General features: G+C 68.9%; 22 protein-coding genes and 2 pseudogenes. 13 read left to right on the plus strand and 11 right to left on the minus strand.

Annotation, left to right across the window (positions count from 1 at the left end; all coding sequences use genetic code 11):
* The 3 genes and pseudogenes from BIV24_RS34880 to rfbD all read left to right on the plus strand — a co-directional run.
* Positions 1–380: pseudogene (locus BIV24_RS34880) on the plus strand (collagen-like protein); the annotation flags it as partial.
* A 269-nt stretch (positions 381–649) separates the two neighbouring features.
* Complete coding sequence (gene rfbB, locus BIV24_RS28340) at positions 650–1,624, plus strand: dTDP-glucose 4,6-dehydratase (protein WP_071369319.1); 975 nt, start codon at positions 650–652, stop codon at positions 1,622–1,624.
* The gene (gene rfbD / locus BIV24_RS28345; RefSeq protein WP_071369320.1) at positions 1,621–2,532 is read left to right on the plus strand and encodes a dTDP-4-dehydrorhamnose reductase; all 912 of its coding nucleotides are present in this window, start codon (positions 1,621–1,623) and stop codon (positions 2,530–2,532) included. The genes rfbB and rfbD overlap by 4 nt, the downstream gene beginning before the upstream one ends.
* Here rfbD and BIV24_RS28350 read toward each other — a convergent pair.
* The 3 genes from BIV24_RS28350 to BIV24_RS28360 form a co-directional block, all read right to left on the minus strand.
* On the minus strand, positions 2,522–4,297 hold the full coding sequence (locus BIV24_RS28350) for a DUF2339 domain-containing protein (protein ID WP_071369321.1): 1,776 nt from the start codon (positions 4,295–4,297) through the stop codon (positions 2,522–2,524). The two genes, rfbD and BIV24_RS28350, sit on opposite strands and share 11 nt — an antisense overlap.
* 198 nt (positions 4,298–4,495) lie before the next feature.
* A complete protein-coding gene (locus BIV24_RS28355; RefSeq protein WP_071369322.1) occupies positions 4,496–5,770 on the minus strand; it encodes a glycosyltransferase in 1,275 nt (424 codons plus the stop codon).
* Entirely contained in the window at positions 5,767–6,246 is a 480-nt protein-coding gene (locus tag BIV24_RS28360; RefSeq protein WP_143064683.1) for a tetratricopeptide repeat protein, read from the minus strand. The genes BIV24_RS28355 and BIV24_RS28360 overlap by 4 nt, the downstream gene beginning before the upstream one ends.
* Positions 6,247–6,578: 332 nt before the next feature.
* Between BIV24_RS28360 and BIV24_RS28365 the strand changes: the two genes are divergently transcribed.
* The gene (locus BIV24_RS28365; RefSeq protein WP_218149345.1) at positions 6,579–7,925 is read left to right on the plus strand and encodes a glycosyltransferase; all 1,347 of its coding nucleotides are present in this window, start codon (positions 6,579–6,581) and stop codon (positions 7,923–7,925) included.
* 245 nt (positions 7,926–8,170) lie between these two features.
* On the opposite strand, the gene BIV24_RS28370 is transcribed toward BIV24_RS28365, so the two are convergent.
* Both BIV24_RS28370 and BIV24_RS28375 read right to left on the minus strand, forming a co-directional pair.
* Positions 8,171–8,596: an SCO4983 family protein gene (locus BIV24_RS28370; protein ID WP_071369324.1), complete on the minus strand. Its 426-nt coding sequence runs from the start codon at positions 8,594–8,596 to the stop codon at positions 8,171–8,173.
* Positions 8,597–8,712: 116 nt separating this feature from the next.
* On the minus strand, positions 8,713–9,924 hold the full coding sequence (locus BIV24_RS28375) for a pyridoxal phosphate-dependent aminotransferase (RefSeq protein ID WP_071369325.1): 1,212 nt from the start codon (positions 9,922–9,924) through the stop codon (positions 8,713–8,715).
* A gap of 224 nt (positions 9,925–10,148) precedes the next feature.
* Here BIV24_RS28375 and BIV24_RS28380 point away from each other — a divergent pair, with 224 nt between their 5' ends.
* Positions 10,149–10,997 carry a trypsin-like serine peptidase gene (locus tag BIV24_RS28380; protein ID WP_071369326.1) on the plus strand — a complete coding sequence of 283 codons (849 nt, stop codon included), beginning with the start codon at positions 10,149–10,151 and terminating at the stop codon, positions 10,995–10,997.
* 19 nt (positions 10,998–11,016) lie between these two features.
* Here the strand turns inward: BIV24_RS28380 and BIV24_RS28385 are convergent, their stop codons facing one another.
* Positions 11,017–12,642, minus strand: a complete 1,626-nt coding sequence (locus BIV24_RS28385; protein ID WP_071369327.1) for an N-acyl-D-amino-acid deacylase family protein — start codon at positions 12,640–12,642, stop codon at positions 11,017–11,019.
* 65 nt (positions 12,643–12,707) lie between these two features.
* Positions 12,708–13,352 carry a MerR family transcriptional regulator gene (locus BIV24_RS28390; RefSeq protein WP_071369328.1) on the minus strand — a complete coding sequence of 215 codons (645 nt, stop codon included), beginning with the start codon at positions 13,350–13,352 and terminating at the stop codon, positions 12,708–12,710.
* Between the two features lie 267 nt (positions 13,353–13,619).
* Between BIV24_RS28390 and BIV24_RS28395 the strand changes: the two genes are divergently transcribed.
* Positions 13,620–14,999 (plus strand): DUF3533 domain-containing protein, encoded by a 1,380-nt coding sequence (locus BIV24_RS28395; protein WP_071369329.1) that lies wholly within the window; start codon positions 13,620–13,622, stop codon positions 14,997–14,999.
* 219 nt (positions 15,000–15,218) lie between these two features.
* Here BIV24_RS28395 and BIV24_RS28400 read toward each other — a convergent pair whose 3' ends face one another.
* Positions 15,219–16,496 (minus strand): amino acid deaminase, encoded by a 1,278-nt coding sequence (locus tag BIV24_RS28400; protein WP_071369330.1) that lies wholly within the window; start codon positions 16,494–16,496, stop codon positions 15,219–15,221.
* Positions 16,497–16,724: 228 nt separating this feature from the next.
* Here BIV24_RS28400 and BIV24_RS28405 point away from each other — a divergent pair, with 228 nt between their 5' ends.
* The 3 genes from BIV24_RS28405 to BIV24_RS28415 are packed head-to-tail and all read left to right on the plus strand — an operon-like array spanning position 16,725 to position 18,939.
* Positions 16,725–17,774, plus strand: a complete 1,050-nt coding sequence (locus tag BIV24_RS28405) for a sugar kinase (protein ID WP_071369385.1) — start codon at positions 16,725–16,727, stop codon at positions 17,772–17,774.
* On the plus strand, positions 17,771–18,532 hold the full coding sequence (locus BIV24_RS28410) for an IclR family transcriptional regulator (RefSeq protein WP_071369331.1): 762 nt from the start codon (positions 17,771–17,773) through the stop codon (positions 18,530–18,532). Before BIV24_RS28405 ends, BIV24_RS28410 begins: the two co-directional genes overlap by 4 nt.
* Positions 18,529–18,939 carry a RidA family protein gene (locus tag BIV24_RS28415; RefSeq protein ID WP_071369332.1) on the plus strand — a complete coding sequence of 137 codons (411 nt, stop codon included), beginning with the start codon at positions 18,529–18,531 and terminating at the stop codon, positions 18,937–18,939. Before BIV24_RS28410 ends, BIV24_RS28415 begins: the two co-directional genes overlap by 4 nt.
* Before the next feature lie 557 nt (positions 18,940–19,496).
* On the opposite strand, the pseudogene BIV24_RS36590 reads toward BIV24_RS28415, so the two are convergent.
* From BIV24_RS36590 to BIV24_RS28430, 3 genes and pseudogenes are all read right to left on the minus strand, one after another.
* Positions 19,497–19,820: pseudogene (locus BIV24_RS36590) on the minus strand (pentapeptide repeat-containing protein); the annotation flags it as partial.
* 168 nt (positions 19,821–19,988) lie between these two features.
* Positions 19,989–21,248: a hypothetical protein gene (locus tag BIV24_RS28425; RefSeq protein ID WP_071369334.1), complete on the minus strand. Its 1,260-nt coding sequence runs from the start codon at positions 21,246–21,248 to the stop codon at positions 19,989–19,991.
* Between the two features lie 53 nt (positions 21,249–21,301).
* A complete protein-coding gene (locus tag BIV24_RS28430; protein ID WP_071369335.1) occupies positions 21,302–21,817 on the minus strand; it encodes a SigE family RNA polymerase sigma factor in 516 nt (171 codons plus the stop codon).
* A gap of 364 nt (positions 21,818–22,181) precedes the next feature.
* Here BIV24_RS28430 and BIV24_RS28435 point away from each other — a divergent pair, with 364 nt between their 5' ends.
* The 4 genes from BIV24_RS28435 to BIV24_RS34645 all read left to right on the plus strand — a co-directional run bounded on the left by BIV24_RS28435 (position 22,182) and on the right by BIV24_RS34645 (position 25,896).
* Complete coding sequence (locus tag BIV24_RS28435; protein ID WP_245766980.1) at positions 22,182–22,997, plus strand: hypothetical protein; 816 nt, start codon at positions 22,182–22,184, stop codon at positions 22,995–22,997.
* Positions 22,998–23,239: 242 nt separating this feature from the next.
* Complete coding sequence (locus BIV24_RS32680) at positions 23,240–23,659, plus strand: hypothetical protein (RefSeq protein WP_079168596.1); 420 nt, start codon at positions 23,240–23,242, stop codon at positions 23,657–23,659.
* A gap of 11 nt (positions 23,660–23,670) precedes the next feature.
* Positions 23,671–25,221 (plus strand): Flp family type IVb pilin, encoded by a 1,551-nt coding sequence (locus BIV24_RS28440; protein ID WP_245766976.1) that lies wholly within the window; start codon positions 23,671–23,673, stop codon positions 25,219–25,221.
* 81 nt (positions 25,222–25,302) lie between these two features.
* A complete protein-coding gene (locus BIV24_RS34645; RefSeq protein WP_071369336.1) occupies positions 25,303–25,896 on the plus strand; it encodes a hypothetical protein in 594 nt (197 codons plus the stop codon).
* The last annotated feature ends 1 nt before the right edge of the window (position 25,897 follow it).

Consider the following 25,897-nt stretch of genomic DNA (forward strand, 5'->3'; position numbering starts at 1 on the left):
AGGGCAACCAGGGCAACCAGGGGGCGCAGGGTCCGCAGGGTCCGCAGGGTCCGCAGGGTCCGCAGGGGAACCAGGGCAACCAGGGCAACCAGGGCAACCAGGGCAACCAGGGCAACCAGGGCAACCAAGGCGCTCAGGGTGCCGCGGGCCCGGTCAACCTCTACGTCAAGTCCGCCACCGGGAACAATCTGGTGTCTGTCACGTGCAACACCGGTGACGTCGCCACCGGCGGTGGGGCCTCGAACAACCAGCAGAACGAAATCAACATCACCAGACCGCTCGGGGGTTCCGCGACCACGGCGCCCACTGGGTGGCAGGGACAGGCTGGCGGCACGGGCAATCCCGTCACCGTTTTCGTGGTCTGCGCCAAACTCACGTAACTCCCATACGAGCGGCGGTACCGTGCGGGTCGTCCGCTTCACCCGGGAATGAATGACGGTGCCCCGAGGCTTCGGCCTCGCGGGCACCGTCCGCATGCCACCCGAGCCTTCCGGACAGAGGAATGTATCGGCTCATCATCGACACCATCAGCGTGAATCGGTCCCGCCTGCCAGGAAGATTCCGGAGCCCCGAGTAGCGTAAGCGGTGCAGATAATGGTTGACCAGGCCCCGGTGCTGAACGCCGGGCACCAGGGAGACTCGGAGACCTATGCGCATTCTTGTGACCGGCGGCGCTGGATTCATCGGTTCTGAATACGTCCGCCGACGGCTGAAATCGGATCCGGCAGAACGGATCACCGTCCTCGACAAACTCACCTATTCGGGGGTCGTGGCCAATCTGGCGCCTGTGGCGGAAAATCCCGGATACGCCTTCGTCCAGGGCGACATCTGTGACCCGGACGTGGTCGACCAGGTGATGGCGGGCCAAGACGCGGTGGTGCACTTCGCCGCCGAGTCGCACGTGGACCGGTCGATCCACGGGGCCGGTCCCTTCGTCCGCACCAATGTGATGGGCACGCAGGTACTCCTGGACGCGGCTCACCGACACGGCATCGGTCGCTTTGTCCACGTGTCCACCGACGAGGTGTACGGCTCGATCGGTGAGGGCTCATGGACCGAGGCGTGGCCGCTTGCGCCGAACTCCCCGTACTCCGCGTCGAAGGCCGGCTCCGACCTGCTGGCGCTTGCCTACCACCGCACCCACGGCTTGGACGTCGTGGTCACCCGGTGCTCCAACAACTATGGGCCGTACCAGTTCCCCGAGAAGGTCATCCCGCTCTTCATCACCAACCTGCTCGAGGGAAGGACGGTTCCCCTGTACGGGGACGGCCGCAACATCCGCGACTGGCTGCACGTCTTTGACCACTGCCGGGGTATCGACCTGGTCCTGCACGGCGGCAGGGCCGGGGAGGTCTACAACATCGGCGGCGGGACCGAGCTGAGCAACCACAAACTCACGGGCCTGCTGCTGGACGCGGTCGGCGCGGACTGGGACCGCGTCGAGCACGTGCCCGACCGCAAGGGCCACGACCTGCGCTACTCGCTGGACGACAGCAAGATTCGCGAACAGCTCGGCTACTCCCCCCAGGTGTCCTTCACGGAGGGCCTGGCCACCACGGTCGCCTGGTATCGCGTTCACCGCTCCTGGTGGGAACCGCTCAAGGAGAGGACCGCGCTGCGATGACCACGAGTTGGCTGGTGACCGGTGCACGCGGGCTCCTTGGCCAGGACGTGCTGGCCGAACTCGCCGTCGATCCGGACGCCGCGGTGACGGGACTGAGCCGGGACCAGCTCGACATCACCGACCCGGCAGCCGTGCGCGTGGCCGTCACCGGTCACCGGGTGGTGGTCAACTGCGCCGCCTGGACGGATGTCGACGGCGCCGAGCGGTCCGAGGCGGCGGCCACAGCCGTGAACGGCACAGGCGTCCGCCACCTCGCGCGTGCCTGCTCGGACAATGGCGCCCTACTGCTCCACGTCTCCACCGACTATGTGTTCCCGGGCGACGCCCGCTCGCCGTATCCCGAGGACGCTCCGACCGGGCCGGTCAACGCGTACGGACGGAGCAAACTGGCAGGGGAGCGAGCAGTCACCGAACTCCTGCCGCGCACTGGCTACATCGTGCGCACCGCCTGGCTGTACGGCGCACACGGGCCCAACTTTGTGACGACCATGCTCGAACTCGCCGCTCGACGCGAGACTTTGGACGTGGTGGCGGACCAGCACGGCCAGCCGACCTGGTCCCGCGCGCTCGCCCGGCAGCTGGCTGCCCTCGGTCGTGCCGCACTGGCCGGGCGCGCACCGGCGGGCATCTACCACGGTACGGCGGCCGGCCACACCACGTGGTGCGGCCTGGCGCGTGAGACCTTCCGTCTCAGCGGCCTCGATCCCGAGCGGCTCCGCCCGGTCGGTTCGGAGAAGTTCCCGCGCCCGGCCACCCGCCCGGCGTTCGGTGTACTCGGGCACGGCAACTGGCTGCGGGCCGGCGTCGCGCCCCTGCCGAGCTGGGACGACCAGCTGACCGCGGCCCTGAAGGCGCCTGCCTTCGCCGCGCTGGCTGCCGCGGCGCGGGCCGGTGAGCTCACCAGCTGAAGACAACGGCCGTGCCGACGTCCCGTCGGTCGACGCCGAACTCGGCTACCGACCCGTAGGCGGCCCCCTGCCAGCGGGTGCCCGGGACACGGTCACGCAACACGATCACGGTCCTCACTCCGATCGTGCGCAAGTAGTCGATGCTTTCCGCGCTGGGGAAACTCGCAGAGACGGTCCGAATCCGCTCCTGGCTCGCGGGGGAGAAACCGCTGCTGCCGTTGACGATCCGTGGGAAGCCGTTTGTCGACCACAGCATGACCGCAGGGTCGGTCATCATGTCACTGGGCAGGACCAGCACCGGCCCTCGCTCACCGAGCAGGGCGGCGGGAGTGGTCGGCGCGCGTGGGTGCGGGGTGACGTTGAAGCACTCGATGCCGATGAGCAGCACCGGGGCGAGCATGGCCAGCCGCACGAGGATTCTCCGACCGCTGTCGGGCTTTTCCCCGGCGATCGCGTCCATCCGGTCGCAGAGGGCACTGACCGCACCAGCGGCGAGGACGGCCAGCAACAAGGTCACCCAGACGACCAGTCGGCCGGGCGTGCGGATCGCGTCCAGTCCGGGCAGGTGCCGGAAGAGGAACAAGTAGCCGTACTTCCCCCCGCCCCAGGCCTGGGTACCCAGGGCCAGGTACCCGGCAAGCACGGTTGCTCCGCCCAGCCACAGCCGGGTACGCGGGTGCCAGGCGGACAGGCCCAGGCCGATCACCGCCAAACCGATGAGGACGAAACCCGGTAGCAACGTCATCTCCGCCGGGGCGGCCAACGTGGCCCGGACTTCCTGGTGGGAGGAGCCCCAGAGCCAGGACTCGGCCGGGGCGGTGAGCATGCCACGGAGCGGGGGCGAATAGAGGGCGAGGTCGGCCACGGTGCGCCGCGCGTCCGGGTACATCTCCGTGATGTGCAGGTAAGGCCGGGCCATCAGCGCCGTGGTCACGGTGAACAGCGCACCGCCCGACAGGTTGCCGATCAACACGCGACCTGACGCGTCCGCCCGGTGCCCCCGCAGTCGGCCCATCGCCATGATGAACCCGATGACCAGAAGGACATACCCGAAGGAGATGCCGAGTCCGAAACCGAGGGTGATCTGCCAGGCGGCGACGGCCCAGCCGGCGAGGATCCAGCCGAGCCGGGGGTGCCCCGCCCGGTAGCCGTCCCGGAGGCTGAAACCGTGCCCCCGCGCCAGCATGGCCAGGGCCAGTGCGATCCCGCCTGTGGACAGGATGTTCAAATGCCCGCCATGGGCCAGACGCCAAGGTGCGTAACCGAACGCCATTCCGGCCACCAGTGCACCGGGGATGCGCGAGCCCAGCTGCCGGGTCAGGGCGTACGCGCCGAAGAAGGCCAGCGCGTGCACGAGGACGTAGATCACGTTGTAGCGGGCGACGGCGGCGGAAGCGCCGGAACCGATCATGCCCAAGGGGGCGTAGCCGAGGAGACTGTCCGAATACGCCAGGCTCAGCCGCTCGGGGAAGAAGGCGTTGGCGTCCCAGATGTCGGCCGGGTCGGTGGCCAGTGCGTGGCCTCCCCACGCGATCTGCCACGCCTGCAGCAGCGGGTCATAGACGTCCTGCGGGATCGTGGTGGCGAGGTGCCGGGCGGTCGGCCAGGTCATCAGGACCGCCAGAAGCACGCTGCCGACGGCCGCAAGGGTCCACTCGTGGGCGAGGACCCGATGGATCCGGCCAGGCGCCTTCGGAACCTCCGGCGCGCACCCCTCCTTCCCGTGGGCTTGCGGGGACTCCGGGTCGCTGATGAGCGTGGTCATGTGACGTGCTCCTACGGAGGCGGGGCAGGGCATGCGACACGCCTGGCTGCCCTGGAAGTAGCGGTGGTTGGGGGCGGACCCACGCGACCGGCGCGCGGTTCAGCCGGGGTTGTGAGGAGGACGGGCACGCGGGACCCGGCGCACGCAGGAGGCGCCCTGCAGGACCTCGCAGCGGTCCTGCAGGGCGCCTCCTGCGGCCTATACCAGCAGCGGTCCTCCGCACCTCGCAGCGCCCTCCTTCATCGCGATGAGGTTGGCGACCACGTAGGAGATGTTGTTGTCGGAGTGCCAGTCGGTCGGGAAGTAGGTGACCAGCCGCGACGACTGGAACCGGGCATCGAGGGCGGGCACGAAGGCGCGGTACTGGTTGTCCGTGTAGTACCAGAACGAGTTCTCGTTGTAGTAGGCGACGTGCGTCGGGTTCTGGTATGCGCCACGGCCGTCGGAGCTGGGTGTTGTGGTGAGGAGCATGCCGCCGGGCGCGAGCAACCGGTACAACTCGTTGATCAGCGGCACCTTCGCCGGCACGCGCTCCAGGAACTCCACCGCCCGGATCAGGCCGACCGAGCCGTCGGCCAGGTCCAGCTTCCCGGGCAGGGGCGCGACGATGTCGACGCCCTCTCCTGGGTGCTGGTCCACAGCCAGGTAGCCGGGCGGCTTCCGGCTGCCCGCGCCGAGGTTCAGCGCGAGCAGTCCGCGTCGCTGGGTCCAGGCGAGGGCGTTGGCCTCGATGTACTTGTCGTACAGCGTCACCGTCTCGCGCTGGATGTGTGCGTTGATCTCCGGGTCGCGCTGGGTGTTGTCGGAGTGCACCCGCTGGAGGTAGAGGCAGCGGTTGATGAGATGGAAGTCGCCGGCGTGGAAGAGACGGCACATCAGGTCCTGGTCGTCCAGGACCGAACGCGTGGCGTCGTACCCGCCGACCTTCTCGTAGCTCTCCTTGCGGAACGCCCGCACGTGGTTGGGCGCGTACCAGATGTAGGAGACGTTGTGCGGCGTCGGTGCCAGGGAGATGACCTGCTGGAGTCTGCGGCCGTCCACGGTCACCTCCTCGTACTTCCAACCACACGTCTCGTCGAACCGGCTGTCGTCCCGTTTCCCGTCCTCGGTGATCTGGGCGGTGTTGCTGTAGACGAAGACCGCCTCGGGGTGTGCGTCGAACGCCTTGCCGAGCTCCGCCAGGCATGACTTCGCCAGGAGGTCGTCGTGGTCGAGTTCCACGAGGATCTCGCCCCGTGCCAGTTCGCAGGCCCTGCGCTTCGCCGCTCCGACGCCGTGGACGTCGTCCGCGATCTCCAGGCGGATCCTGTCGTCGGGTCGCTCCGGCCGCCACCGGGCGCCGTTGTTGAGCAGGACGATCCACTCCCAGTCCGAACAGGTCTGCGCCTGCAGGGATGCCAGGCACTCATCGAGAAAGCGAGGTCGGTGGCTGGGGGTGAAGACGGAGAATCTCGGGGTCGCGGTCGACGTCATCTCGTGCTCCCTTCTTGGCCCGAAGCCGGGGAGGGGCTGATGGAATCCCGGAAGCGCTCCGGTACTTCGGAACGGAGCGAGGGGTCGGTCTCGAGGGCACGGCGGAACTCGTTCTCGGCTTCGTCGTTCCGGTGATTCTCCGCCAGGATGTGTCCCATTTGCAGATAGGCCGTGCCCGCCTTCGGGTCGAAAGCAACGACGCGCTTCAGGAGTCCGATGGCGCGGTCGGGCTCGCTCGGCCTCAGCAGAAGCGCCTCGTTGAAGAGAGCCGACTCGTAATTCGGGTCGATCTTCAGGGCTTTGTCGTAGGCCTCACGGGCATCGGCCTTCTTGTCGGCCTGTTGCGCGAGGACTCCCAGGTTGTACCAGGCGATCTTGTTGCCGGGGTCCAGCTTCAGAATGCGCCTATAGGTACGGGCGGCCCCTTGGGAGTCGTTGAACTTCTGAAGCTGTAGCATGGCCGTCTGCAGAAGCACGTCGGGGTCCTGTGCCACCCGGGCCGCTGACGGCGCCCTGGAATCCGGAGGAGTCGAGGCCGACTGGGATTGAATCGCCCAGGTGGTCACCCCGGTGAATGCCGCCGCCAGTCCGGCGAACCCTGCCCACAATTTCCTACGTTTCACTTGCTCACATCTCGTGGAATGGTGAGGACGGATGGGTGAGGACGATCTCAGATCGCCGACACCGAAAGGTCCGTGTTGGTGCCGGAGATGCTGAAGTTCGAACCACCCTCATTTCCACAGACGTTACGAGGCGGCCCCGGTGATGCCGCCGTTCGGCAGGCACTTGGGAGTAGCGGACCACCCGAATGTACGCAATCAAGGGGTTGCTTCGCGAAAGCGATCTCGTGAACCCGGCGTTCTCGTCAGGTCATTGGGTGGTTTTTCGTGCAGTTCTTCCTCTGATAAGTACGCTGCCGCGGTCGGTCGTTCAGGACGAGAAAAACGGCGGCTTCGGTCCGGCTTCGTTGTGTGACCTCGAAAGGCTGGATACTGTCGCACATCGGTCTTTTGTCGCCGTGGAGTTGGACGGTACCGTGAAGCCAACGATCTGCCTGAACATGATCGTCAAGAACGAAGCCCCGGTGATTCGTCGTTGTCTCGAGTCCGTACGGCCCTTGATCGATACATGGGTCATCCTGGACACGGGTTCGACCGATGGTACCCAGGACGTCATCCGCGACGTCTACAGTGATCTGCCCGGTGAACTGTACGAACGGCCCTGGAAGGGATTTGACGGGAGTCGTACCGAAGCGATCGAACTCGCCCGCACCGGCGCGGACTACCTGCTCTTCATGGACGCCGACGACGTGATGGAGGTGAAGCCCAACTTCCGCATGCCGGAGCTGACTCTCGACGCCTACAGGGTCGCAGTGCACAGCGGGCCGATCATCCATCGGCGCCGCGCCCTGGTCTCAACCCGGCTGCCATGGCGGTACGTCGGCGTCCTGCACGAGTACCTCGACGTCGACTCCCCGTACACCGTCGGGGCTCTCGAAGGTGCCAACATCCTCATCGTGGGAGGCGGGGCACGCGACAGGCAGGGCGACGCGAGGGAGAAGTATCTGCGCGATGTGGAGACCCTCCAGCAAGGTTTGCTCAAGGAACCCGACAACGCCCGTTACGTCTTCTACCTCGCTCAGAGCTGGGGCAATGTCGGTGAGCTGGAGAAGTCTCTGGAAGCCTATGACCGCCGGGCCGCCATGGAGGGTTGTGCTCAGGAGGGCTTCTGCGCACACCTCCGGGCCGCACGGCTCGCGGAAGCGCTCGAGCGGCCGCCGACCGAGGTGATGGGCCGCTACCTGCGTGCGTACGAGAGCCGCCCCTCGCGCGCCGAAGCCCTCGGCGAGCTCGCGCGCCTGTGTCGCGTCAACGGCCAGCGCTGGCCGCTCGCCTACATGTTTGCGCGGCAGGCGGCGCGGATCCCGTATCCAAGCGACGACATCATTTTCGTCGAGTTCGGCTGGTACGACTGGCAAGTACTCGACGAACTCGCGGTGTCCGCCTATTGGGTCGGAGAGTACGAGGAGTCGAAGAGCTGCTGTGAACGCCTGCTCAATGACGGCAAGCTGCCCGCCGAACATCGCGAGCGTGTGGCCCGGAACCTTGAGTGCGCACAAGGCGAGCTGGGCTCGAAGGAGCTCGTAAGAGCCTGAACGCCCCGTCGTGACGATGATCAGCCACGATGGCCGATTCCGGCGGTGCCGGCCAACCGCAAGCAGATGCGCCGGCTGGGTGGGTTCGGCGTCGTCGGACCGCGTCCGGGATGCTCGCCGTCGCGACGGGTACCGGCGGCCGCAGGAGATCCCGGCTCAAGCGAACGCAGTGTCATGGCACCCGGTCCGCGCGTCGCTGCGGGTGCGCGCGGACCGGGGCCGTCGAGGGGAGCCGTGAGGAAGGGTCAGCCGGCGGTGAGGGGCTCCCGCGGCTCGGCCAGCGCGGCGGTGTGCGCGTCCATGCGCTGCGCCGACAGGATCGCCGCCGCCGTGTCCGCACGGGACGCCGCCACCACCAGGGCGCGGCCCGCCAGCGCGTGGGCGCGTCGATGGAGTGCCGTGAGCCGCGGTTCACGGCCGCGAGCGGGCGTCGTCACACGGACCGGCGGCACCTCGCCGCGCAGCCGCGCCACCTGCTCGACGAGCCGCTCGGCGGCCGCGTCCAGTTCCACGGAGGGCTCCAGCTCGCGCAGTTCGTCCGTCACGGTGAGCAACGCCGCCAGATGGCCCGCGAGCTGGATGTCCAGCTCCTCCTCGCGCGAACGGTGCGGGAAGTCGGGGGTGGTGCGGGCCGTCGTGTGGACCGACTTGGTGCGGATCGGTTCGTACATGGGCCGGCCTCCTGTGCTGCGACAGGAAGCCATCCTAGCTTGGATTTCGTCTAAAGTTGAGTCGAGTCACGCAACGGAGTGAGTCGCTCGCCCGGTGGGCTCGCCCGTGGTGAGCGTCAGCGCTGGCTGTAGCCGTCCAGGAAGTTCCCTATCCGCGTGATCGCCGCCGTCAGATCTCCCACCGTCGGCAGGGTCACCACCCGGAAGTGGTCGGGTTCCGTCCAGTTGAAGCCGGTTCCGTGCACGACCATGATCTTCTCGCGCCGCAGCAGGTCCAGGACCATCTGCCGGTCGTCCTTGATCTTGAAGACCTTCGGGTCGAGGCGCGGGAACAGATACAGCGCGCCCTTCGGCTTCACGCAGGTCACGCCCGGGATCTGGGTCAGCAGCTCGTGCGCCGTGTCCCGCTGCTCCTTCAGCCGCCCGCCCGGCAGTACCAGGTCCGTGATGGACTGGCGGCCACTCAGCGCCGCCACCACGCCGTGCTGCCCCGGCATGTTCGCGCACAGCCGCATGTTCGCGAGGATCGTCAGTCCCTCGATGTACGACTCCGCGTGCGCCCGGGGGCCCGAGATCGACATCCAGCCCACCCGGTACCCCGCCACCCGGTACGCCTTCGACATGCCGTTGAAGGTCAGGGTCATCAGGTCCGGGGCCACCGCCGCCGTCGGGGTGTGCGTGGTGCCGTCGTAGAGGATCTTGTCGTAGATCTCGTCCGAGCACACGAGGAGGTTGTGCCGGCGCGCGATGTCCGTCAGGCCCTGGAGCAGTGTCTCGTCGTACACCGCGCCCGTCGGGTTGTTCGGGTTGATGATGACGATCGCCTTGGTGCGGTCGGTGACCTTCCGCTCCACGTCCGCGAGGTCCGGCATCCAGTCCGACTGCTCGTCGCAGCGGTAGTGGACGGGCGTGCCGCCCGACAGGGACACCGCCGCCGTCCACAGGGGGTAGTCCGGCGACGGTACGAGCACCTCGTCGCCGTCGTCCAGCAGAGCCTGCATCGCCATCACGATCAGCTCGGAGACGCCGTTGCCGATGAAGACGTGCTCGACGTCCGTCTCGATGCCGAGAGTCTGGTTGTGCATCACGACCGCCCGGCGCGCGGCGAGCAGGCCCTTGGCGTCGCCGTAGCCGTGTGCCGTGGAGACGTTGCGGAGGACGTCCTCCAGGATTTCGGGCGGGCACTCGAAGCCGAAGGCGGCCGGATTGCCGGTGTTGAGCTTGAGGATGCGGTGGCCCGCCGCTTCCAGTCGCATCGCCTCCTCGAGGACCGGGCCACGGATCTCGTAGCAGACGTTGGCGAGCTTCGTGGACTGGATCACCTGCATATCCGCGAGCTTACGGCCGAGTAACGCCCCGCGCCGCGTGTTTTGCGCCACGTGGGTGGCTCTGTCGAACGTGTGGCGCGCGACGGTCGCCGCTCCCGTGTGGCCGAAAACCTGTCCTTGTCCCTTTGGTCGGCTGAAATAACAATGCGCATGACAATGCGTGGATCGAGCGGAAATCCTCCGGCCGTCCACGTCACCGCTCTGATCGGGAGGGAACCCCCCACATGCGCAAGCCACTCGCTGCCCCCCTCTTCGCCCTGGTGATCGCCGGAGCCGGTACGGCACCGGCGATCGCGGCGTCCGGGACCACAGCCGCGCCCGCCAAGAAGGCGACGGTCCAGGCCGTCGACTTCGCCGGCACCGTCTCGCTCAGCAACTGCTCCGGTTCCGTCATCCGCTTCCCGAACTCCGCGGACAACGACCCGGCGCTCGTGCTCTCCAACGGCCACTGTCTGGAGACCGGCTTCCCCTCGCCCGGCCAGGTCATCGTCGGCCAGTCCTCCAGCCGCACCTTCGGCCTGCTCAACTCCTCGGGAAGCAAGGTCGCGACGCTGCGCGCGAGCAAGGTCGCATACTCCACGATGACCGACACGGACGTCACGATCTATCAGCTCACCAGCACCTATGCGCAGATCCGGAACACCTACGGGATCAACGCGCTCACCGTCGCCGACACCCACCCGGTCGCCGGTACCTCCATCAAGGTCGTCTCCGGCTACTGGAAGCGGATCTACAGCTGCAACATCGACGGGTTCGTGTACCGCCTGAAGGAGGGCGGCTGGACCTGGAAGGACTCGGTCCGTTACACCTCCGCCTGCAACACCATCGGCGGCACCTCGGGGTCGCCGGTCGTCGACACCACCACCGGCAAGGTCGTCGCCGTCAACAACACCGGCAACGAGGACGGCGCGACCTGCACCCTGAACAACCCCTGCGAGGTCGACGAGAGCGGGAACGTGACCGTCCGCCAGGGCATCAACTACGCCGAGGAGATCTACCAGATCCCCGCGTGCTTCGGGGCCGGCAACAAGCTCGACCTGAGTGCGAGCGGCTGCACCCTGCCCAAGCCGTAGGCGACCCGCGGGCGGGCGGTCATGCCGGAGTCCGGCGGACCGCCCGTCCGGCCAGTACGTCGGTGCGCCGCCCGTCCTCGATCACGAAACGGCCGTCGATCAGGACGTACGGGATGCCCGTCGGCGGTGTGCGCGGCTGGTCGAAGGTGGCGCCCGCCGCGACCGTGGCCGGGTCGAACAGGACCAGGTCGGCCCGGTGGCCCTCGCGGACCAGGCCGCGGTCCGGCAGTCGCAGCCGGGCCGCCGGGCGGCCGGTGAGATGGGCGACGCACTCCTCCAGCGACAGCACCCCCAGCTCCCTGACGTACCGGCCTAGGTAGTGCGGGAAGGTGCCGTAGGCGCGCGGGTGCGGTTTCGCGCCCTGGAGGATGCCGTCGGAGCCGCCGGTGTGGACGCGGTGGCGCATGATCGCCCGGACGTTCTCCTCGTGGCCCACGTGCTGGAGGATCGTCGGGCCCAGCCGGTCCTCGACGAGGAGACGGCGGGCGATCGCCCACGGCGTCTCGCCGCGCAGGTCCGCGGACTCCTGCACGGTCCTGCCGACGTACGCCGCGAGCCCCGGATCACTGACCCCCGAGATCTCGATGGTGTCCCACTCGATGGGCACACCCTGGCAGCCGTCGGAGCCCACGACCTCCATCCCGTGCCGGATCCGCTCGGCGGTGCGGTCGTCGGCGAGCCGCGCGAGGATCTCCTCGGGCCCGCCCTCGCCCGCCCAGCTCGGCAGCATCGCCGCCAGCGTCGTACAGCCCGGGGTGTAGGGGTAGGTGTCCAGCGTGATGTCCGCACCCGATGCCAGCGCAGCATCGAGCAGGGACAGCAGTTCACCGGCCCGGCCCTTGTTGACGCCGAAGTTCATGGTGGCGTGCGTCAGGTGGAGCGGGCAGCCGGACTCATGGGTCAGCGTGACCATCTCCTCGTACGCCTCCAGGGCTCCGGCCCCGTACGACCGGTGGTGCGGGCAGTAGTAGCCGCCGTACGCGGCCACCACCCGGCACAGGTCGGTGAGTTCGGCGTCCGTGGCGTACATGCCGGGGGTGTAGGTCAGCCCGGACGACATGCCGACCGCGCCCTGTTCCATCCCTTCGGCGACCAACTGCCGCATCCGGTCCAGCTCCTGGGGCATCGCCTCGCGGTCCTCCCAGCCGACGGCGAGCATGCGGACCGTGCCCTGCGGGATCAGATAGGCCGCGTTGACCGCGATGCCCTCGTCCAGGCGGTCCAGGTACTCGCCCACGGAACGCCAGGTGAAGTCGATGTCGTCGCCGTGTCCGTTCCAGCCGGTGATCGCGCGGCGCACCTCGGCGAGCGTGCGGTCGTCGACCGGCGCGTACGACAGCCCGTCCTGCCCGATGACCTCGAGCGTCACGCCCTGCGCGGCCTTGGCGCTGTGGTCCGGGTCGCGCAGGAGCGCGAGGTCGCTGTGGGCGTGCATGTCGATGAAGCCGGGGGAGAGGACGAGGCCCTCGGCATCGAGTTCCCGCACGGCCCTGGGGCGTTGGCAGCCCGCCGCCGCGGCCTCCTTGACGATCGAGACGATCCTGCCGTCCTTGACCGCCACGTCCGCGCGGTAGGAGGGGGCGCCGCTGCCGTCGACGACGTCCGCGTCCCGGAGGGCGAGGTCGGCGAGATCCACGGGGGGCATGGGCGCTCCTACTGGTCCTGCCGGGGCACCGAGGCGAGGTCAGGCCCGCGCCGGGAGGGCTCAGGCTACGCGGTGTGGGGTGCGGCGGCCTCCGCTGTGCGGCGACGTGCCTCGCCCTCCTGGGCGAGCCGCCGGAGCAGGGCGAGGACCGGTTCGAGGAGCAGGGTGATGATCGCGGCACGTTCGGCGAGCGCCATCCGGTCCTCGATGCCGTCGATCTGGTCGAGGTCCAGCCGCGCCACGGCGGCGGCCAGCGTGGCGTACGGGAGGAGGTCGTCCACGCCGAAGTCCATCCCGAGGCGGCTGAGCTCTCGCAGGCTCGCGGCCAGCGCGAGGCGGTGGGGCGAGGCTTCCGATACGTCCCAGTCCATTGCCTCCACGAGGCTGTCGACGCGCTCCGTCAGCTCCTCGGCGCCGGTCGCTCCGGCATCGGCCGGGGTACGCAGGGCGTAGTGGATGACGCCGAGCATGCCGCGCGGATCATCATGCGGCTGGTCGATCTCGGCGAGCACATCACGGGCAGCGGCGATGGACAACCCTCCCAGGGTTGTCAGCGCCCGGATCAGCCGCAGGCGCTGAACATGCTCCTCGCCGTATTCCGCCAGGGTGGCTCCCATCGCGCGGCCCGCGGGCATCAGCCCCTTCCGCAGGTAGTACTTGATGCTCGCGACCGGCACCCCCGACTGTCGGCTCAGTTCCGAGATCCTCATGCGCTCCCTCGATTTCCGTGCTGTGACCAGTATCGCTGCCGCTCAGTTCGACAGCCAGGACTGGATAGTGTGAGTATCTAGGCTTTGGATAGTGGAGGTTTCCAGCCTGGGCCCGTCGACCCGAGGGCTGGTCTTCTGTCGCACGTCTTACGCGCACCGCACCGCGGCGCGACATCGCATCTGGAGCAGAGTTGCCGGTCTCATGTCACATAAGAGTCATTTGTCATGAAAGTTCCTCCATGGCGCCCCTTTCCGAGGGGAGGCACCATGTCTGAGCCGGTGCATCCTCATCGAGCGCCCGGACGAAAGGTGCTGCGCCGGCGGAGCCTGTGGATCCCGTCTGCGCTGATCCTCGGCCTGCTGTCCTTCGTGCTCTCGCTCCTGTACATGGGTGCGAACAACAACCCGACCGGCTACATGCACGATCTGCCGATCGCGCTGGTGAACGCCGACAAGGGCATGGACATGGGCGGGAAGCAGATCAACCTGGGTGATCAGATCAACTCGAAGGTCGCCCACTCCCCGGAGCTGAAGGGCAAGGTCGCCTGGAAGCAGGTCAGCCGGAGCGAGGCCGAGGAGATGCTGGGGAAGGACAAGGCGTACGGCGCCCTGGTGATCCCCGAGAACTTCTCGGCATCCGTGGCCGCGCTGGCCGTCCCCCAGCAGCAGGACCCGAAGCGCCCCACCCTGCAGGTGTTGACCAACCCCGCCTCCGGAAGCTTCGGCTCCTCCATGGCCTCCGAGATCAACCGGGAGGTGGCTCACACCACCTCCATCGAGCTGGGCAAGCAGCTGGGCCAGCAGGCGAAGCTGCAGGCAGCCCGTGCGGCGAAGGCCGAGGCGAGCGGGCACGCGAAGCCGGAGGCGGACCATGCGGTGAAGGCCGAGCAGCCGAGCACGGCCGAGCGGCTGCTGATCGCCGACCCGATCACGGTGACGGTCCAGGAGGGCCATGAGATCGGCACCCACAGCGGACTCGGGCTGAGCGCGTTCTTCTACACCCTGGTGCTCGTCCTGGGCGGCATGCTGGGCGCCAATGTGATCCACACCCAGCTGGACGCCATGCTGGGGTACGCGGCCAGCGACTACGGCCCCTTCCGCCGTGTCAAGCCCGCGGAGCGCATCAGCCGTACGCGTCACTTCGCCATCGGGTGCGGGCTCATGGCCGGCCTGTCGCTGGTGACGTCCGCCCTGGCACTGGTGGCGGCCGTGAGTATCGTCGGCATCGACGCCTCGCACCTGACGCTCCTGTGGATCTACGGGGCCTGCGCCACCACCGCGATGGGCATCACCGCGCTGGCTCTGCTCGCGGTCTTCGGGATGCCCGGCCAGCTGGTGTCCATGCTGGTGCTGGTCGGCTTCGCCATTCCGTCGGCGGGCGCCACGATCCCGTTGGAGGCCCTTCCGGACTTCTACCGTTTCCTCGCCGAGTTCGAGCCCTTCCGACAGGTGGTCGACGGTGTCAGGTCCATCCTTTACTTCGGCGCACAGGTCGATGCCGGGCTGGGCCGTGGCTGGACCATGATCGGCGTGGGCTTCGTGGTAGCGCTGCTGTTCGGCTTCGGCATGACCCGCTTCTACGACCGCAGGGGCCTGCACCGAACCCCGATCAAGGTGCTGGAGCCCCAGCCTGCCCCGACCGTCTGACCGGCACGCGACCCCCGGGGTTCATCCGGGGGTCGCGTGACAAGCGGGGGCCCGCCCCGAGCGGAGGCGGCTCCTGAGGGTGCCGCCCCGTGGGGACGGGGAAGCGGCGCACACGACAGGGCTCGACGGTGGACGCCGGATGACGGTCTCCATCGCCGAGCCCTTCGGTATCCGGCCCGTACCGGGCGTGCCGGCTCCCGTAGCCGGGAGGGGCACTGGCTAGAAGAAGGTTCGGATGTAGTCGACGACCGTGCCGTCCGCCTCGGCCACCGGGATCAGCGGCCACTTGTCGAAGGAGGTGCACGGGTGGGACAGGCCGAGGCCCAGCCAGTCGCCGACCCTGATGTCCGCCTCCGGGGTCGTACGGAGCCAGGCGTGCTGGTCGGAGAGGGCGGTCACGGAGACGCCGTTGGCCTTGTGCTCCTCGCCGTCCCGCCGTACGACCTGGGCGAAGGGCAGGTCCAGGTCGTACGCCGCGTCCCGCTTGCCCGCGTTGACGAACGCCTGGTCGGGGGAGGGGCGGGACACCACCTGGGCCCACAGGCGGAACGCCGGTTCCAGCGCGCCCTCCTCGGGGACCCGGGCGAAGGGGGTCAGCTTGCGGTAGTGGCCGTCGTCGTGGGAGACGTACGCGCCCGAGCGCAGCAGTTTCAGCACGGGGGCGGAGAGTTCGGGGAGCTGGGCGAAGACGTCCGCCACCGTGTCGAACCAGGCGCTGCCGCCCGCGCTCACCACGATCTCGTTGAGACCTGCGAACCGGCCCGCCTTGTCGAGGTCCGCCGCCAGCGCGGTCAGCCGGCCGAGCCACGCCCGCACCCGGTCCGGGTCCGCCTGCGGCACCTCGGCCTCGTACCCGGCCACGCCCACCAGCCGCAGGGTCCGTGTCGCCGCCACGGCGTCCGCGATCGCCGCGCACTCCGCCTCCGTACGGACGCCGGTGCGCGCGCCCTCCCCGGCCGCCAGTTCGATGACCACGTCCACCGGGCGCGCGGCTCCGGTCAGGGCCGCGTCCATCAGCGCGACGCCGCGCAGTGAGTCGACGTAGCAGATGAAGCGGTAGTCCGGGTCCGCGGCGAGGTCGGCCGCGATGGCGCGCAGGGCCGCGGGGTCGACCAGTTCGTTCGCGAGGAACACCCGCTGGATGCCGAAGTGCCGTGCCACGCGCACCTGGTGGGGGACCGCAAGCGTGATGCCCACGGCGCCGTGCGCGATCTGGCGGTGGAAGAGCTGGGGTGCCATCGATGTCTTGCCGTGCGGGGCGAACGCGAGGCCGTGACGGGACGCGTACGTCTCCATCAGGCCGAGGTTGTGCTCCAGGCGCTCGGCGGAGAGGGCGAGGATCGGGGTGGTGAAGCCGCCGGTGAAGAGGTTGCGGCGTTCGGCCGCCAGTTCGGCGAGGGTGCGGCCCTCGGCGTCCGGCGGGAGGCCCTTGAAGCGGTGGTCGACGCGTTCCGCCATGAGGGCGGTGAGGCGTGCTGCGGCGGTAGCGGCGTCCATGGGGCCTCCCAGACGTAGCACGTTGCGCTCTGCGCAACGGTCATTGCGTATATCGCTTATTGCTGTCTAACATCCCAGCCTACGAGAGGTCAACGAAGCCGCCGTGACCTGCCCCCACGCTCTCGCATTCCGCGCGAGCCGGGGAGCCCCCGTCGACGAGGAGCCAGCACCAGCGTGACCGCCAATGGCCCGTCCATCGCTCCGGACGTCGTAGCGCTCGGCGAGTCCATGGTCACGTTCGTGCCGTCCCGGCCCGGGAGGCTGGCCGATGTGCCCTCCTTCGAGCGGGGCATCGGCGGCGCCGAGTCGAACGTCGTCTGCATGCTCGCCGCCGCGGGCCACCGGGTGCGCTGGGTCAGCCGGGTCGGCGCCGACGGGTTCGGCGACCACCTCGTCGAGCGGATCGGCGCGTACGGCGTCGACGTGAGCGCCGTCGAACGGGACCCGGAGCGGCCCACGGGCATCTACTTCCGCACCGCGCAGGACCGGGCGAGCCGCGGCCACGAGGTGGCGTACTACCGGGCCGGGTCGGCGGCCTCGGCGATGGCGGTGGGGAACACGGACCTGGGCGCGGTAAGGGCCGGCCGCGTCCTGCACCTGTCCGGGATCACGGCCGCGCTGTCGGACGACTGCCTCGGCCTCGTACGGGAGCTGACCGCACCCCGGGCCGGGCGCCCGCTCGTCTCCTTCGACGTCAACCACCGCCCCGGGCTGTGGCGCGACCCCGACGGGCCCCGGGTGCTGCTGGAGCTGGCACGCCGGGCCGACATCGTCTTCGTGGGGGCCGACGAGGCCCGTCGGGCGTGGGGGCTGCACGGCGCCCGCGCCATCCGGGACGCGCTGCCCGAACCGGAGATCGTGGTCGTCAAGCAGGGCAGGGGCGGGGCGGTCGCGCTCGACAGCGACTGTGACGGAATCGAGGACGCCTCGGGCACCGCCACCTTCGTCCGCGCCCTGAGCGTCGACGTGGTGGCCGCCGTCGGAGCCGGGGACGCCTTCGCCGCCGGTTTCCTCTCCGCCACCCTGCGCGGCCTGCCCGTCCGCGACCGGCTCCGCCACGGCCACCTCATGGCCGCCGCCACGCTCACCGTCCCCGGTGACCTCGCCGACCTGCCTGCGGCCACCGCCGCCGAGGGGTCCCCGTCGCGGCGCGCCTCGTGGCTGGACCACACAGACCGCTTGGCCGCGCTCGACGACGCCGGGTGGGAGAGACTGCGACTCGGCCCCGGCTGGACGGAAGCCGCACTGCGGGCCGACGAGGAGGTACCTACCCCATGAGCCAGACCGTCGACCGGGCGCTGAGCATCCTGCCGTTGCTCGCCGAGGGCCCCGCCGATCTCGGCCAGGTCGCCGAGCGGCTCGGTGTGCACAAGTCCACCGCGCTGCGCCTCCTGCGCACCCTGCACGAGCACGGGCTCGTCTACCGCCAGTCCGACCAGCGCTACCGCCTGGGCGCCCGCCTCTTCGCCCTCGCCCAGCAGGCTGTCGAGAACCTCGACGTCCGCGACATCGCCCACCCCCACCTCGTCCGGCTCAACGAGGAGTGCGGGCACACCGTCCACCTCGCGGTGTACGAGGAGAACGAGGTCCTTTACATCGACAAGGTGGACAGCCGCTACCCCGTGCGGATGTACTCCCGGATCGGGAAGCCGGTCGCCCTCACCGTCGCGGCGGTCGCGAAGCTCCTTCTCGCCGATCTGCCCGAGCCCGAGCGCCGGGCCCTCGCGGAGAAGCTCGACTACCCCCGGTACACCCCCCGCTCGACGCCGAACGCCGCCGCGTTCCTGACGGAACTGGCGCTCGTGCGCGAACAGGGCTGGGCCACCGACCTCGGCGGCCACGAGGAGTCCATCAACTGCGTCGCCGCCCCCGTCCGGGGCGCCGACGGACGGCTCGTCGCAGCCATGTCGGTCTCCGCGCCCAACGTCGTCGTCTCCGCCGACGAACTCCTCACCCTGCTCCCGCTGGTGCGCCGTACCGCGGACGTCATCAGCCGGGAGTACTCCGGAAACTCCCCCGCGAAGGACGCCCCATGACGGACAAGATCGCCCTGACTCCGAAGACCCACACGACCCCGCCCGCCGCGTTCTCCCACGGCGTGAAGAAGGGGAACATCCTCCAGGTCGCCGGCCAGGTCGGCTTCCTGCCCGCCGAGGAGGGCAAGCCGCCCACACCCGCGGGCCCGACCCTGCGCGAGCAGACCCTCCAGACCCTCGCCAACGTCAAGGCGATCCTGGAGGAGGGCGGCGCCGGCTGGGACGACGTGATGATGATCCGCGTCTATCTGACGGACGTGGACCACTTCGCCGAGATGAACGAGATCTACAACGCCTACTTCGGGGAGCAGGGCCTCACTCAGCCGCCTGCCGCCCGGACCACCGTCTACGTGGGTCTCCCGGCCGGGCTCCTCATCGAGATCGACGCGCTGGCCGTACTCGGCTGACGCGGCGCCGACCGGCCGCCTACCCGCACCCTGCATCCCCGGCGCCCTGTACGACGTCATGGCACGGTGCGTCGCCAACCCGCGGGGCGTCGTACAGGGGATTCGGCGAAGATTCGTATAACGATGCAGGGACCTGCTGTGTCCGTCACAGGATCTTCGACCATACTGCCCGCTGTGGAGCAGCGCATTGGTTCGAGCAGCAAGCCCCTGAACGGTGCCGGGATCGATCCGGCCTTCATCCCCGGACTCACCTCACCGGTGTCCGCGGCCGAGCCGGAGGACGCCACGCCGGCCGACAGCGTGCCCGACGAGAGCGGCGCGGTCGAGGACGCGGCGCCCGAGGCGGCCCCCACCGCGGTGGAGGACGCCGACGACAAGCGTGAGCGCATCCTTGATGCGAAGCCCGAGGGTGATCCTGAGGAGAAGTCCGAGGAACAGCCTGAGGAACAGCCTGAGGAACAGCCTGAGGAAGAGCCTGAGGAAGAGCCTGAGGAGGAGTCCGCCCCTGATGGGCCCGTCTTCGAGGCGTCCGACCGTCGCGCGGAGATCGTCGCTGATCACCGCGGTGTACGACTCCGCCTGGACGACCAGGCGTGCGAGTTCCGCTGGGACGAGATCGGCGCCGTGGAGACGGAGACCGCGCGGTTCGGGAAGCGGTTCACGGTGACCGTGCACACGCCCGAACGCCGGTGGTACCCCATCGAGATCGAGGCCGACTCCCGCGCCCGCTTCCAGGAGTGGGAGGCCCGGCTCGACGACGTGCTGGACACGTACTTCGAGGACGGCGAGGAGGAACCCGCCGCCCCCGAGAAGGTCGCCGCCGAGAAGGTCGCCCCCGGGAAGGACGCCCCCGGGAAGGACGCCGCCGAGAAGGTCGCCCCCGAGAAGGACGCCCCCGGGAAGGACGCCGCCGAGAAGGTTGCCCTCGAGAAGGCCGAGGACTGACCGGGCGACCGCCTGCCGGTACGACCCCGCCGCGCGGTGGCCGCGCGGCGGGGCCGTCGCCGTGATCCGTCAGGGGCTGGGTGTGCCCGTTGCTCCGCCCGGTGTCAGCCGAGCGGCTGCCGCCATTTCGTGCTCGTCGCGATGGTCTCCATCTGCTTCATGGTGAGCGCGGGCGCCTTCCGGGTCGGCGGGGTGTTCTGGGTGCCGGAGTTGAAGGCGCTGATCACCACGCGCCGCCCGTCGGGCCTGATGGTGTCGACGGTCCACATGACGCCCCCCTTGACGTTCTTGTCGCCGGGTCCCTGGTGCCAGACCACCTTGGTGCCGTCCGGCAGGGTCCTGGCGTCCGCTCCGAAGAGCTGGTCCTTGATGATCCGCTGGTCCGGATCGGTGTCCTTGATGAACTGGACGTTGGCCTGGACGAAGCTCTCGCCCTTGCCGTCGTCCAGGACGACGTACCCGAACCCTTCGTTCTTGCCGCTCCTGGCGACGACCTTGAGTCCCTTGGGCAGCAGCGAGGCAAGAGTCGAGGACACCGGGCGGCCGGTGACGCCCTGCTCCGGGCGCGGCTCGGCTTTCCCGCGAGGCACCGCCATGGCGTTCACGGCGTCCCGCCACGCACGCGCACTCACGAGCGCCTTCAACTGGGTCGTGGAGAGCGGAGGCTGCTCCCGGCTGACGGGCTCGCCCTTCTCGGCGGGGGAGTTCCACTCCTGCACGGAGACGTGCTGCCCCGTCGGCGTGACGAGATCCGCGCTCCACAGCTTGGTGCCGGAGCGCCGGTTCGGGTACTCGTACCCCTGCAGGACCATCAGCGCGGAGCCGTCGGACAGGGTGACGCTGCTGCAGGTGTCGTAGGCGACGAACACCTTGTCGGGGCATTCGGTGGCCTCGCGGCCCATCCGGTCGCCGGGCAGGAGGCGCTGGAGGGAGACACCGATGGCCGCCTTGCCGTTGCCGTCGTCGTACACGACCTGGGCGTAGGGCGTCAGCCGATCGTCCGTACCGCGACCTTCCTCCTGACTGAACTTCCCCTTCGGCAGCAGCTTCTTGAGGGTGTCGATCAGCTCGTCGCGGGTCACGGTGGTGTGCGGGGCGGGTGGCACCGCCGGCTTCGCCATGCCGGCGGCCGCGGACTGCTGCCGTACGCCGTCGCCGTGGCTGCCGGGCAGGACCAGCGCGCCGGTGAGCGCGACCGCGGTGACGCTTCCGGCGATGGCGATCCGGCGCCGTGACGTGGACCGCCGGCCGCGTGCTTCGCCGCGGGCGACCAGGTCCGGGCGGCGGGTCTCGAACGTGTTCCCCGCGTCATGCAGGGCCTTGGTGAACTTGTCCTCGAAGGGGTCGTGCTCTTCTACGGGCATGGCGAACCGCCGTTTCTGCGGGAAGAAGCGTCTGGTGGTGGACTGAGGGGCGGTCAGGTTCTCGCGTACTCGCCGAGGGTGTCGCCGAGGAGGGCGCGCAGCCGGCCCAGGGCGCGGACGCAGCGGGTGCGTACGGCGGCCGAGGTGGTGTTCATCGCGGCGGCCGTCTCCTCGATGCTGCGGTCCTCCCAGTAGCGCAGGACGACCACGGCCCGGTCCTTGGCGGACAGCCGCCCGAGCGCCTCGACGAGGGTGAGCCGCAGGGCCGTGTCGCCGGCCGTGGCCGGGTCCGGGAGGTCGGGGAGCGCGTCGGCGGCGCGCTCCTTGCGACTGCTGTGGCGTCGCTGGTGGGTGAGGAAGGTACGGGTGAGGACGGTCTGGGCGTACCCGGCGGGATTGTCGGCGCGGGAGATCCGGCCCCAGCGGACGTAGACCCGGCCCAGGGTCTCCTGGACGAGGTCCTCCGCGAGGTGGGTGTCGCCGCCGGTGAGCAGGCAGGCGGACCGGTACAGGTGCCCCGCACGCGCGGAGGCGAACTCCTGGTATTCCTCGTTACGCCCCTGCCGCATGCGTGCTCCGTTCGTGTCGTTCCGTACCGCCCTCACCTCATTGATGGGCTGGACCCGCGGAAATGTTTCACCTGACTTTTGCGGTGACGCCTCGCCGGACGACGGGCCGAGGACACAGGTCGCCTCGATCGCGATCTCCGAGCACCCGCGCGTGCGGCCCGATGTGTGACTTATCCGTTTCTGTTGCCACTTGACGGGCCATGGGTCATCTCGCAAGTAAAGAAGCGGTGTTCTCCGACCGGTATGGCACGGATAGAGTGCCGAGGTAGCTGTGCGGACCGAAACGACCTGGGTCGCGGGGCTGCTGTACCTGAGGAACGGGGGGCTCGAGGTGTCGACCGCGATTGCTGTCACCAGTACGGACATGGTGCTGCCGTCGACCGATCAACAGACCCCGCCCGCCGTCCCGTTGAGGAGTCCGGGCGAACAGTCGCTCGAGCAGGCGCTGGTGGAGATGCAGGTCCTGCTGGAGCAGCACGGCCATGTGGTGGTCGTCTACTCGTCCGCGATACCGGCGGCGATGGAGCAGCGGCTGCATTCCGTACGCTCGATCCTGGAGAGCGACCGCATCGCCCTGCTCAAGTCGGATCTGCCACCGCTGGGACTCGCGGTGTTGATCCGTCAGCTGCGCCAGCTGTCGGTCACCGACCTCAGTGCCGGTGTCGTGGCTTCCGCCGGGCGTCTGCTCCGGCACTACATCCACGCCGGCGCGGTCCTCAACTCCGTCGCCAAGCTCGACCGGGTCCCGGTGAGTCTCAAGTCGCACGCCAAGTCCTGGATGCCCGGCAGGCAGTTCGGAGTGGTGACCAACCCCACGCCGCAACTGGTGGAGATCGGCCCCGAGGCACGGCTGGCCGGGCCGGAGTTCGGCACCTGGCTCCTCGTCGCCAAGGGGCAGCTCCAGACCGACTGGGTGAGCTCGAACCTGGCGAACGCGTGGTCGGTCCAGGGGCTGCTGGAGGCGCCCCTGCCCTCGGAGTCGGCGCGCTGGTGGGGGACCGGCAAGCTGGTCGAGTTCGCCACCTTCCTTCCGGAGCTGCCGGTCCTGTACCAGCTCGTGACGTCCGTGCGCCGGGACCACTGTCACTGGTGCGGTCTCGAACTCATCGGTGACCGCTGCGTGTTCTGCTCGGTCACCGCACCGGGCTACGCGAAGCAGGACCGCGCCGAGGTGTCCTGATCCCGGTACGGACGCAGCGTCCCAGACACCGCTCTTAGCTGAACATCACTCAGCACGGCTATCGCCTCTCAGAGTTGTGGAGCGCCCCTGAACAGGGCCCTAAGCCGGATTTGGGTCCGGGCGTGGGCCCACGGGCCTATGAGCTCCAAGTCCCCGAATGCCTACGGTGTGGCGACTTCATCAGGGGATCGACCGGAGGGGTGTCAGGCATGCGTGGGACAGGTGGGCCATCACGCAGCGGTGTGACGGCGGGGCCGGCGGAGGGTGGGGGATTCTTCCCGCTCATCCTTGCCTGGGCGGCCGGGCTCATCACGCTGTTCATCAGCGAGTACCTCCAGGTCACGTACTTCTACGAGAACGTCGCCACCCCGGAGCGCCTGGAGTCGTTCGGTGGCCGGCTGCTCTGCGTCGATCTGCCGAACGCGGTGTGCATCGCGCTGGCCACCTGGGTCGCCGGGCGTATGCACCGGGAGCCGTTCCGTGAGTCGATGCCGCAGCATCTCGCCGCGCTCTTCGCGGTTCCGCTCTTCGCACAGATCGTGAACATCGTCATGCACTGGGGCCACGCCTCTACGGAGGGCCTCCTGATGTCCTGCGTCGTCGCGGTGGTCGGGGCCGTCGCCGGTTACGGAGTGGACCGGTTGCAGGAGGGGGACCGATGAGGAGACGTCAGGTGCGCGGAATAGCCAGAGGGTGGTGGCTCGACCGGACGACGACGGCCCGCTCCGACCGCGGCGCCACCGCCCTGGAATACGTCGGAGCCGTGATCGTCGCCGTGTCCATCGTGCTGGCGCTCATCGCGACCGGCGTGTCCGGCTCGATCGGCGAACGGTTCCGCTGCTCCATCTCCTCGCTGTGGGGCGGAGGCGGCTGCTCGTCCGGTGGTGACGGCTCCGACACCCAGGCGACCAATGCCGACTTCGAGCCGCCGCTGTGCACCATCTCCACCGTCAGCGACAAGGCGGGCAGCGAGTTCAAGCTGGGCTGGTTCAAGTGGGGCAGCGAGTACGGCTTCAAGGAGCAGACCCACCAGGCCAATTACGACGTCAACGGTGACGGCAAGGTCGACAGCAGCGACCAGCTCATCTACACCACCTTCACCGACTCCCAGTCGATCGGCGCCACCGGCGGATTCGGCGGCAAGATCGGCAAGCTGGGCAAGGGCGAGGTCGAGCTCGGCGGCGGCATCAAGGTGAACAACGGCGACACCTGGGTCTTCAAGAGCAAGGAAGAGGCCGCGGCGTTCCGTGACGACCTCGAGAAGCTGAAGATGTACGAGATGCGCCGCACCGGACCCGGCGGCGGCGAGGCCAGCATGGGTGACGGCTTCCTCGCCCTCTTCGGCAAGGGTCCGCTCGTGGAGGAGGACAAGCTCCGCAAGCGGATCGAGGGGAAGCTCAAGGACCGCCACATCAGTTACGGCTCCGTCGGTGTCTACGGCAACGTGGACGGTGGGCTGTCGGTCGACGCGGGCGACGACCGGGTCGTCTCCGCCGGAATCGGCGGAAACGCCTCGATCAACGGTGACGTGATCTGGACGAAGGACGACTTCCGCGGCACCAAGTCGTTCACCTACTCGGTGAAGGGCAGCGGCGTGTGGGGCAGCAAGGCCAGCGCCGGCGGTTTCGAGCACGGCGAGCACCAGACGGCCGACCGCACGGCGACGATCACCGTCACCCGTGACCAGAAGACCGGCGAGCTCGTCCGGATCGACTTCACCCAGACCACGGAGACCGCCAGTGGCGTCTCCAACGGTGTCGGCGGCGGCAATGGCAAGGAAGGCAAGGACGGCAAGAGCGGCAGCGCCGGCGATGTCGACAACTCCGGAGGCAGCGACATCAAGGTGTACACCAACACCCTGTCGTTCCCGAAGGGTCAGGAAGGCGACGCCGACCGCGCCATCGCCCAGAAGTGGCTGGACGGAAACGGCAACGGCGGCAGCGAGGTCTTCTCGTACATGCTGAACAACAACGCGCCCACCAGCCGCCCGGGTGCCGACAACCCCTTTGGCCAGCTGCTCTTCGACAAGGGCAAGTCCAGCAAGACCGCGTACGATGGCGACGCCGATGCGCACGAGTACGGATTCGAGCTGAATCTGGGCCTTTCCATCGGTGCCTCCATCTCTTTGGAGAAGAAGTCCGAGACGCTCAAGAATGCCGAGTTCCTGGGTGCCCCCCGGAACGGGAAGCGCGACTACGTTCCGTACAGCTATTGCGCGAAGTAGCGGCGGGGTACGCGTACGGGTGCGCATGGACGTAGAGACGGCAACGGAAGAGCCGTTCGGAAAGAGCGAGGGAAATCAGGGATGAACGGGAAGTCGAAGCACGGCCTGCGCGCGGCGATGGCGGCAGGCGTCGCCGGACTGCTGCTCACCGGCTGCGGTGGCGGCGGTAAGTCGGCGGCCACCACCCCGGACGGCTGGGGCACCCTGGACACCAAGCGGCTCTCCGTTGCCTACCCCAAGGGCTTCAAGGAAGCTCCGGTCGGCAAGGGCAACCCGTACGAGGTGGCCCGGGCGACCCTCACCGAGGGCGGCGTCATGGTCGCGTCCATGAGCGTCGAGTTCGACTTCGGTACCGGTATGCACACCGCCGACACCGCGGTCATCGGAGCCGAGACCCGGATTCAGCTCGGCGCCACCCCGGCGAAGACCACGGAGATCCAGGTGGCCGGCCCCGACGGGTCCCAAGAGGCCAGGAAGATCACCTACAGCTTCACCTCGAGGGGCAAGGAGGGCACTCCTCCCAAGGGCACCAAGCTGGACGGCATGATGGTGACCGGTGTGGACACCGAGCAGCGCCCGTACCTGATCACGGTGAACTCCAAGGAGGGCACCCTGTCCAACCGGGACGTCTCGGATATCGTCGACAGCGTCGCGCTGAAGAAGACGAAGAAATAGG

Origin of the sequence: Streptomyces colonosanans, assembly GCF_001866645.1 — a bacterium.
GTDB classification, from domain to species: Bacteria; Actinomycetota; Actinomycetes; order Streptomycetales; family Streptomycetaceae; genus Streptomyces; species Streptomyces colonosanans.

What these genes read in the sequence shown, in the direction of transcription:
- rfbB (WP_071369319.1), top strand. Translation starts at nt 650, where the DNA reads ATGCGCATTCTTGTGACCGGCGGCGCTGGATTCATCGGTTCTGAATAC.
- BIV24_RS28430 (WP_071369335.1), bottom strand. Translation starts at nt 21,817, where the DNA reads ATGCGGCAGGGGCGTAACGAGGAATACCAGGAGTTCGCCTCCGCGCGT.
- BIV24_RS28425 (WP_071369334.1), bottom strand. Translation starts at nt 21,248, where the DNA reads ATGCCCGTAGAAGAGCACGACCCCTTCGAGGACAAGTTCACCAAGGCC.
- BIV24_RS28370 (WP_071369324.1), bottom strand. Translation starts at nt 8,596, where the DNA reads ATGTACGAACCGATCCGCACCAAGTCGGTCCACACGACGGCCCGCACC.
- BIV24_RS28395 (WP_071369329.1), top strand. Translation starts at nt 13,620, where the DNA reads ATGTCTGAGCCGGTGCATCCTCATCGAGCGCCCGGACGAAAGGTGCTG.
- BIV24_RS28380 (WP_071369326.1), top strand. Translation starts at nt 10,149, where the DNA reads ATGCGCAAGCCACTCGCTGCCCCCCTCTTCGCCCTGGTGATCGCCGGA.
- BIV24_RS28390 (WP_071369328.1), bottom strand. Translation starts at nt 13,352, where the DNA reads ATGAGGATCTCGGAACTGAGCCGACAGTCGGGGGTGCCGGTCGCGAGC.
- BIV24_RS28400 (WP_071369330.1), bottom strand. Translation starts at nt 16,496, where the DNA reads ATGGACGCCGCTACCGCCGCAGCACGCCTCACCGCCCTCATGGCGGAA.
- BIV24_RS28415 (WP_071369332.1), top strand. Translation starts at nt 18,529, where the DNA reads ATGACGGACAAGATCGCCCTGACTCCGAAGACCCACACGACCCCGCCC.
- BIV24_RS28350 (WP_071369321.1), bottom strand. Translation starts at nt 4,297, where the DNA reads ATGACCACGCTCATCAGCGACCCGGAGTCCCCGCAAGCCCACGGGAAG.
- rfbD (WP_071369320.1), top strand. Translation starts at nt 1,621, where the DNA reads ATGACCACGAGTTGGCTGGTGACCGGTGCACGCGGGCTCCTTGGCCAG.
- BIV24_RS28410 (WP_071369331.1), top strand. Translation starts at nt 17,771, where the DNA reads ATGAGCCAGACCGTCGACCGGGCGCTGAGCATCCTGCCGTTGCTCGCC.
- BIV24_RS28375 (WP_071369325.1), bottom strand. Translation starts at nt 9,924, where the DNA reads ATGCAGGTGATCCAGTCCACGAAGCTCGCCAACGTCTGCTACGAGATC.
- BIV24_RS34645 (WP_071369336.1), top strand. Translation starts at nt 25,303, where the DNA reads ATGAACGGGAAGTCGAAGCACGGCCTGCGCGCGGCGATGGCGGCAGGC.
- BIV24_RS28435 (WP_245766980.1), top strand. Translation starts at nt 22,182, where the DNA reads ATGGTGCTGCCGTCGACCGATCAACAGACCCCGCCCGCCGTCCCGTTG.
- BIV24_RS28405 (WP_071369385.1), top strand. Translation starts at nt 16,725, where the DNA reads ATGGTCACGTTCGTGCCGTCCCGGCCCGGGAGGCTGGCCGATGTGCCC.
- BIV24_RS28355 (WP_071369322.1), bottom strand. Translation starts at nt 5,770, where the DNA reads ATGACGTCGACCGCGACCCCGAGATTCTCCGTCTTCACCCCCAGCCAC.
- BIV24_RS28385 (WP_071369327.1), bottom strand. Translation starts at nt 12,642, where the DNA reads ATGCCCCCCGTGGATCTCGCCGACCTCGCCCTCCGGGACGCGGACGTC.
- BIV24_RS28365 (WP_218149345.1), top strand. Translation starts at nt 6,579, where the DNA reads ATGTACGCAATCAAGGGGTTGCTTCGCGAAAGCGATCTCGTGAACCCG.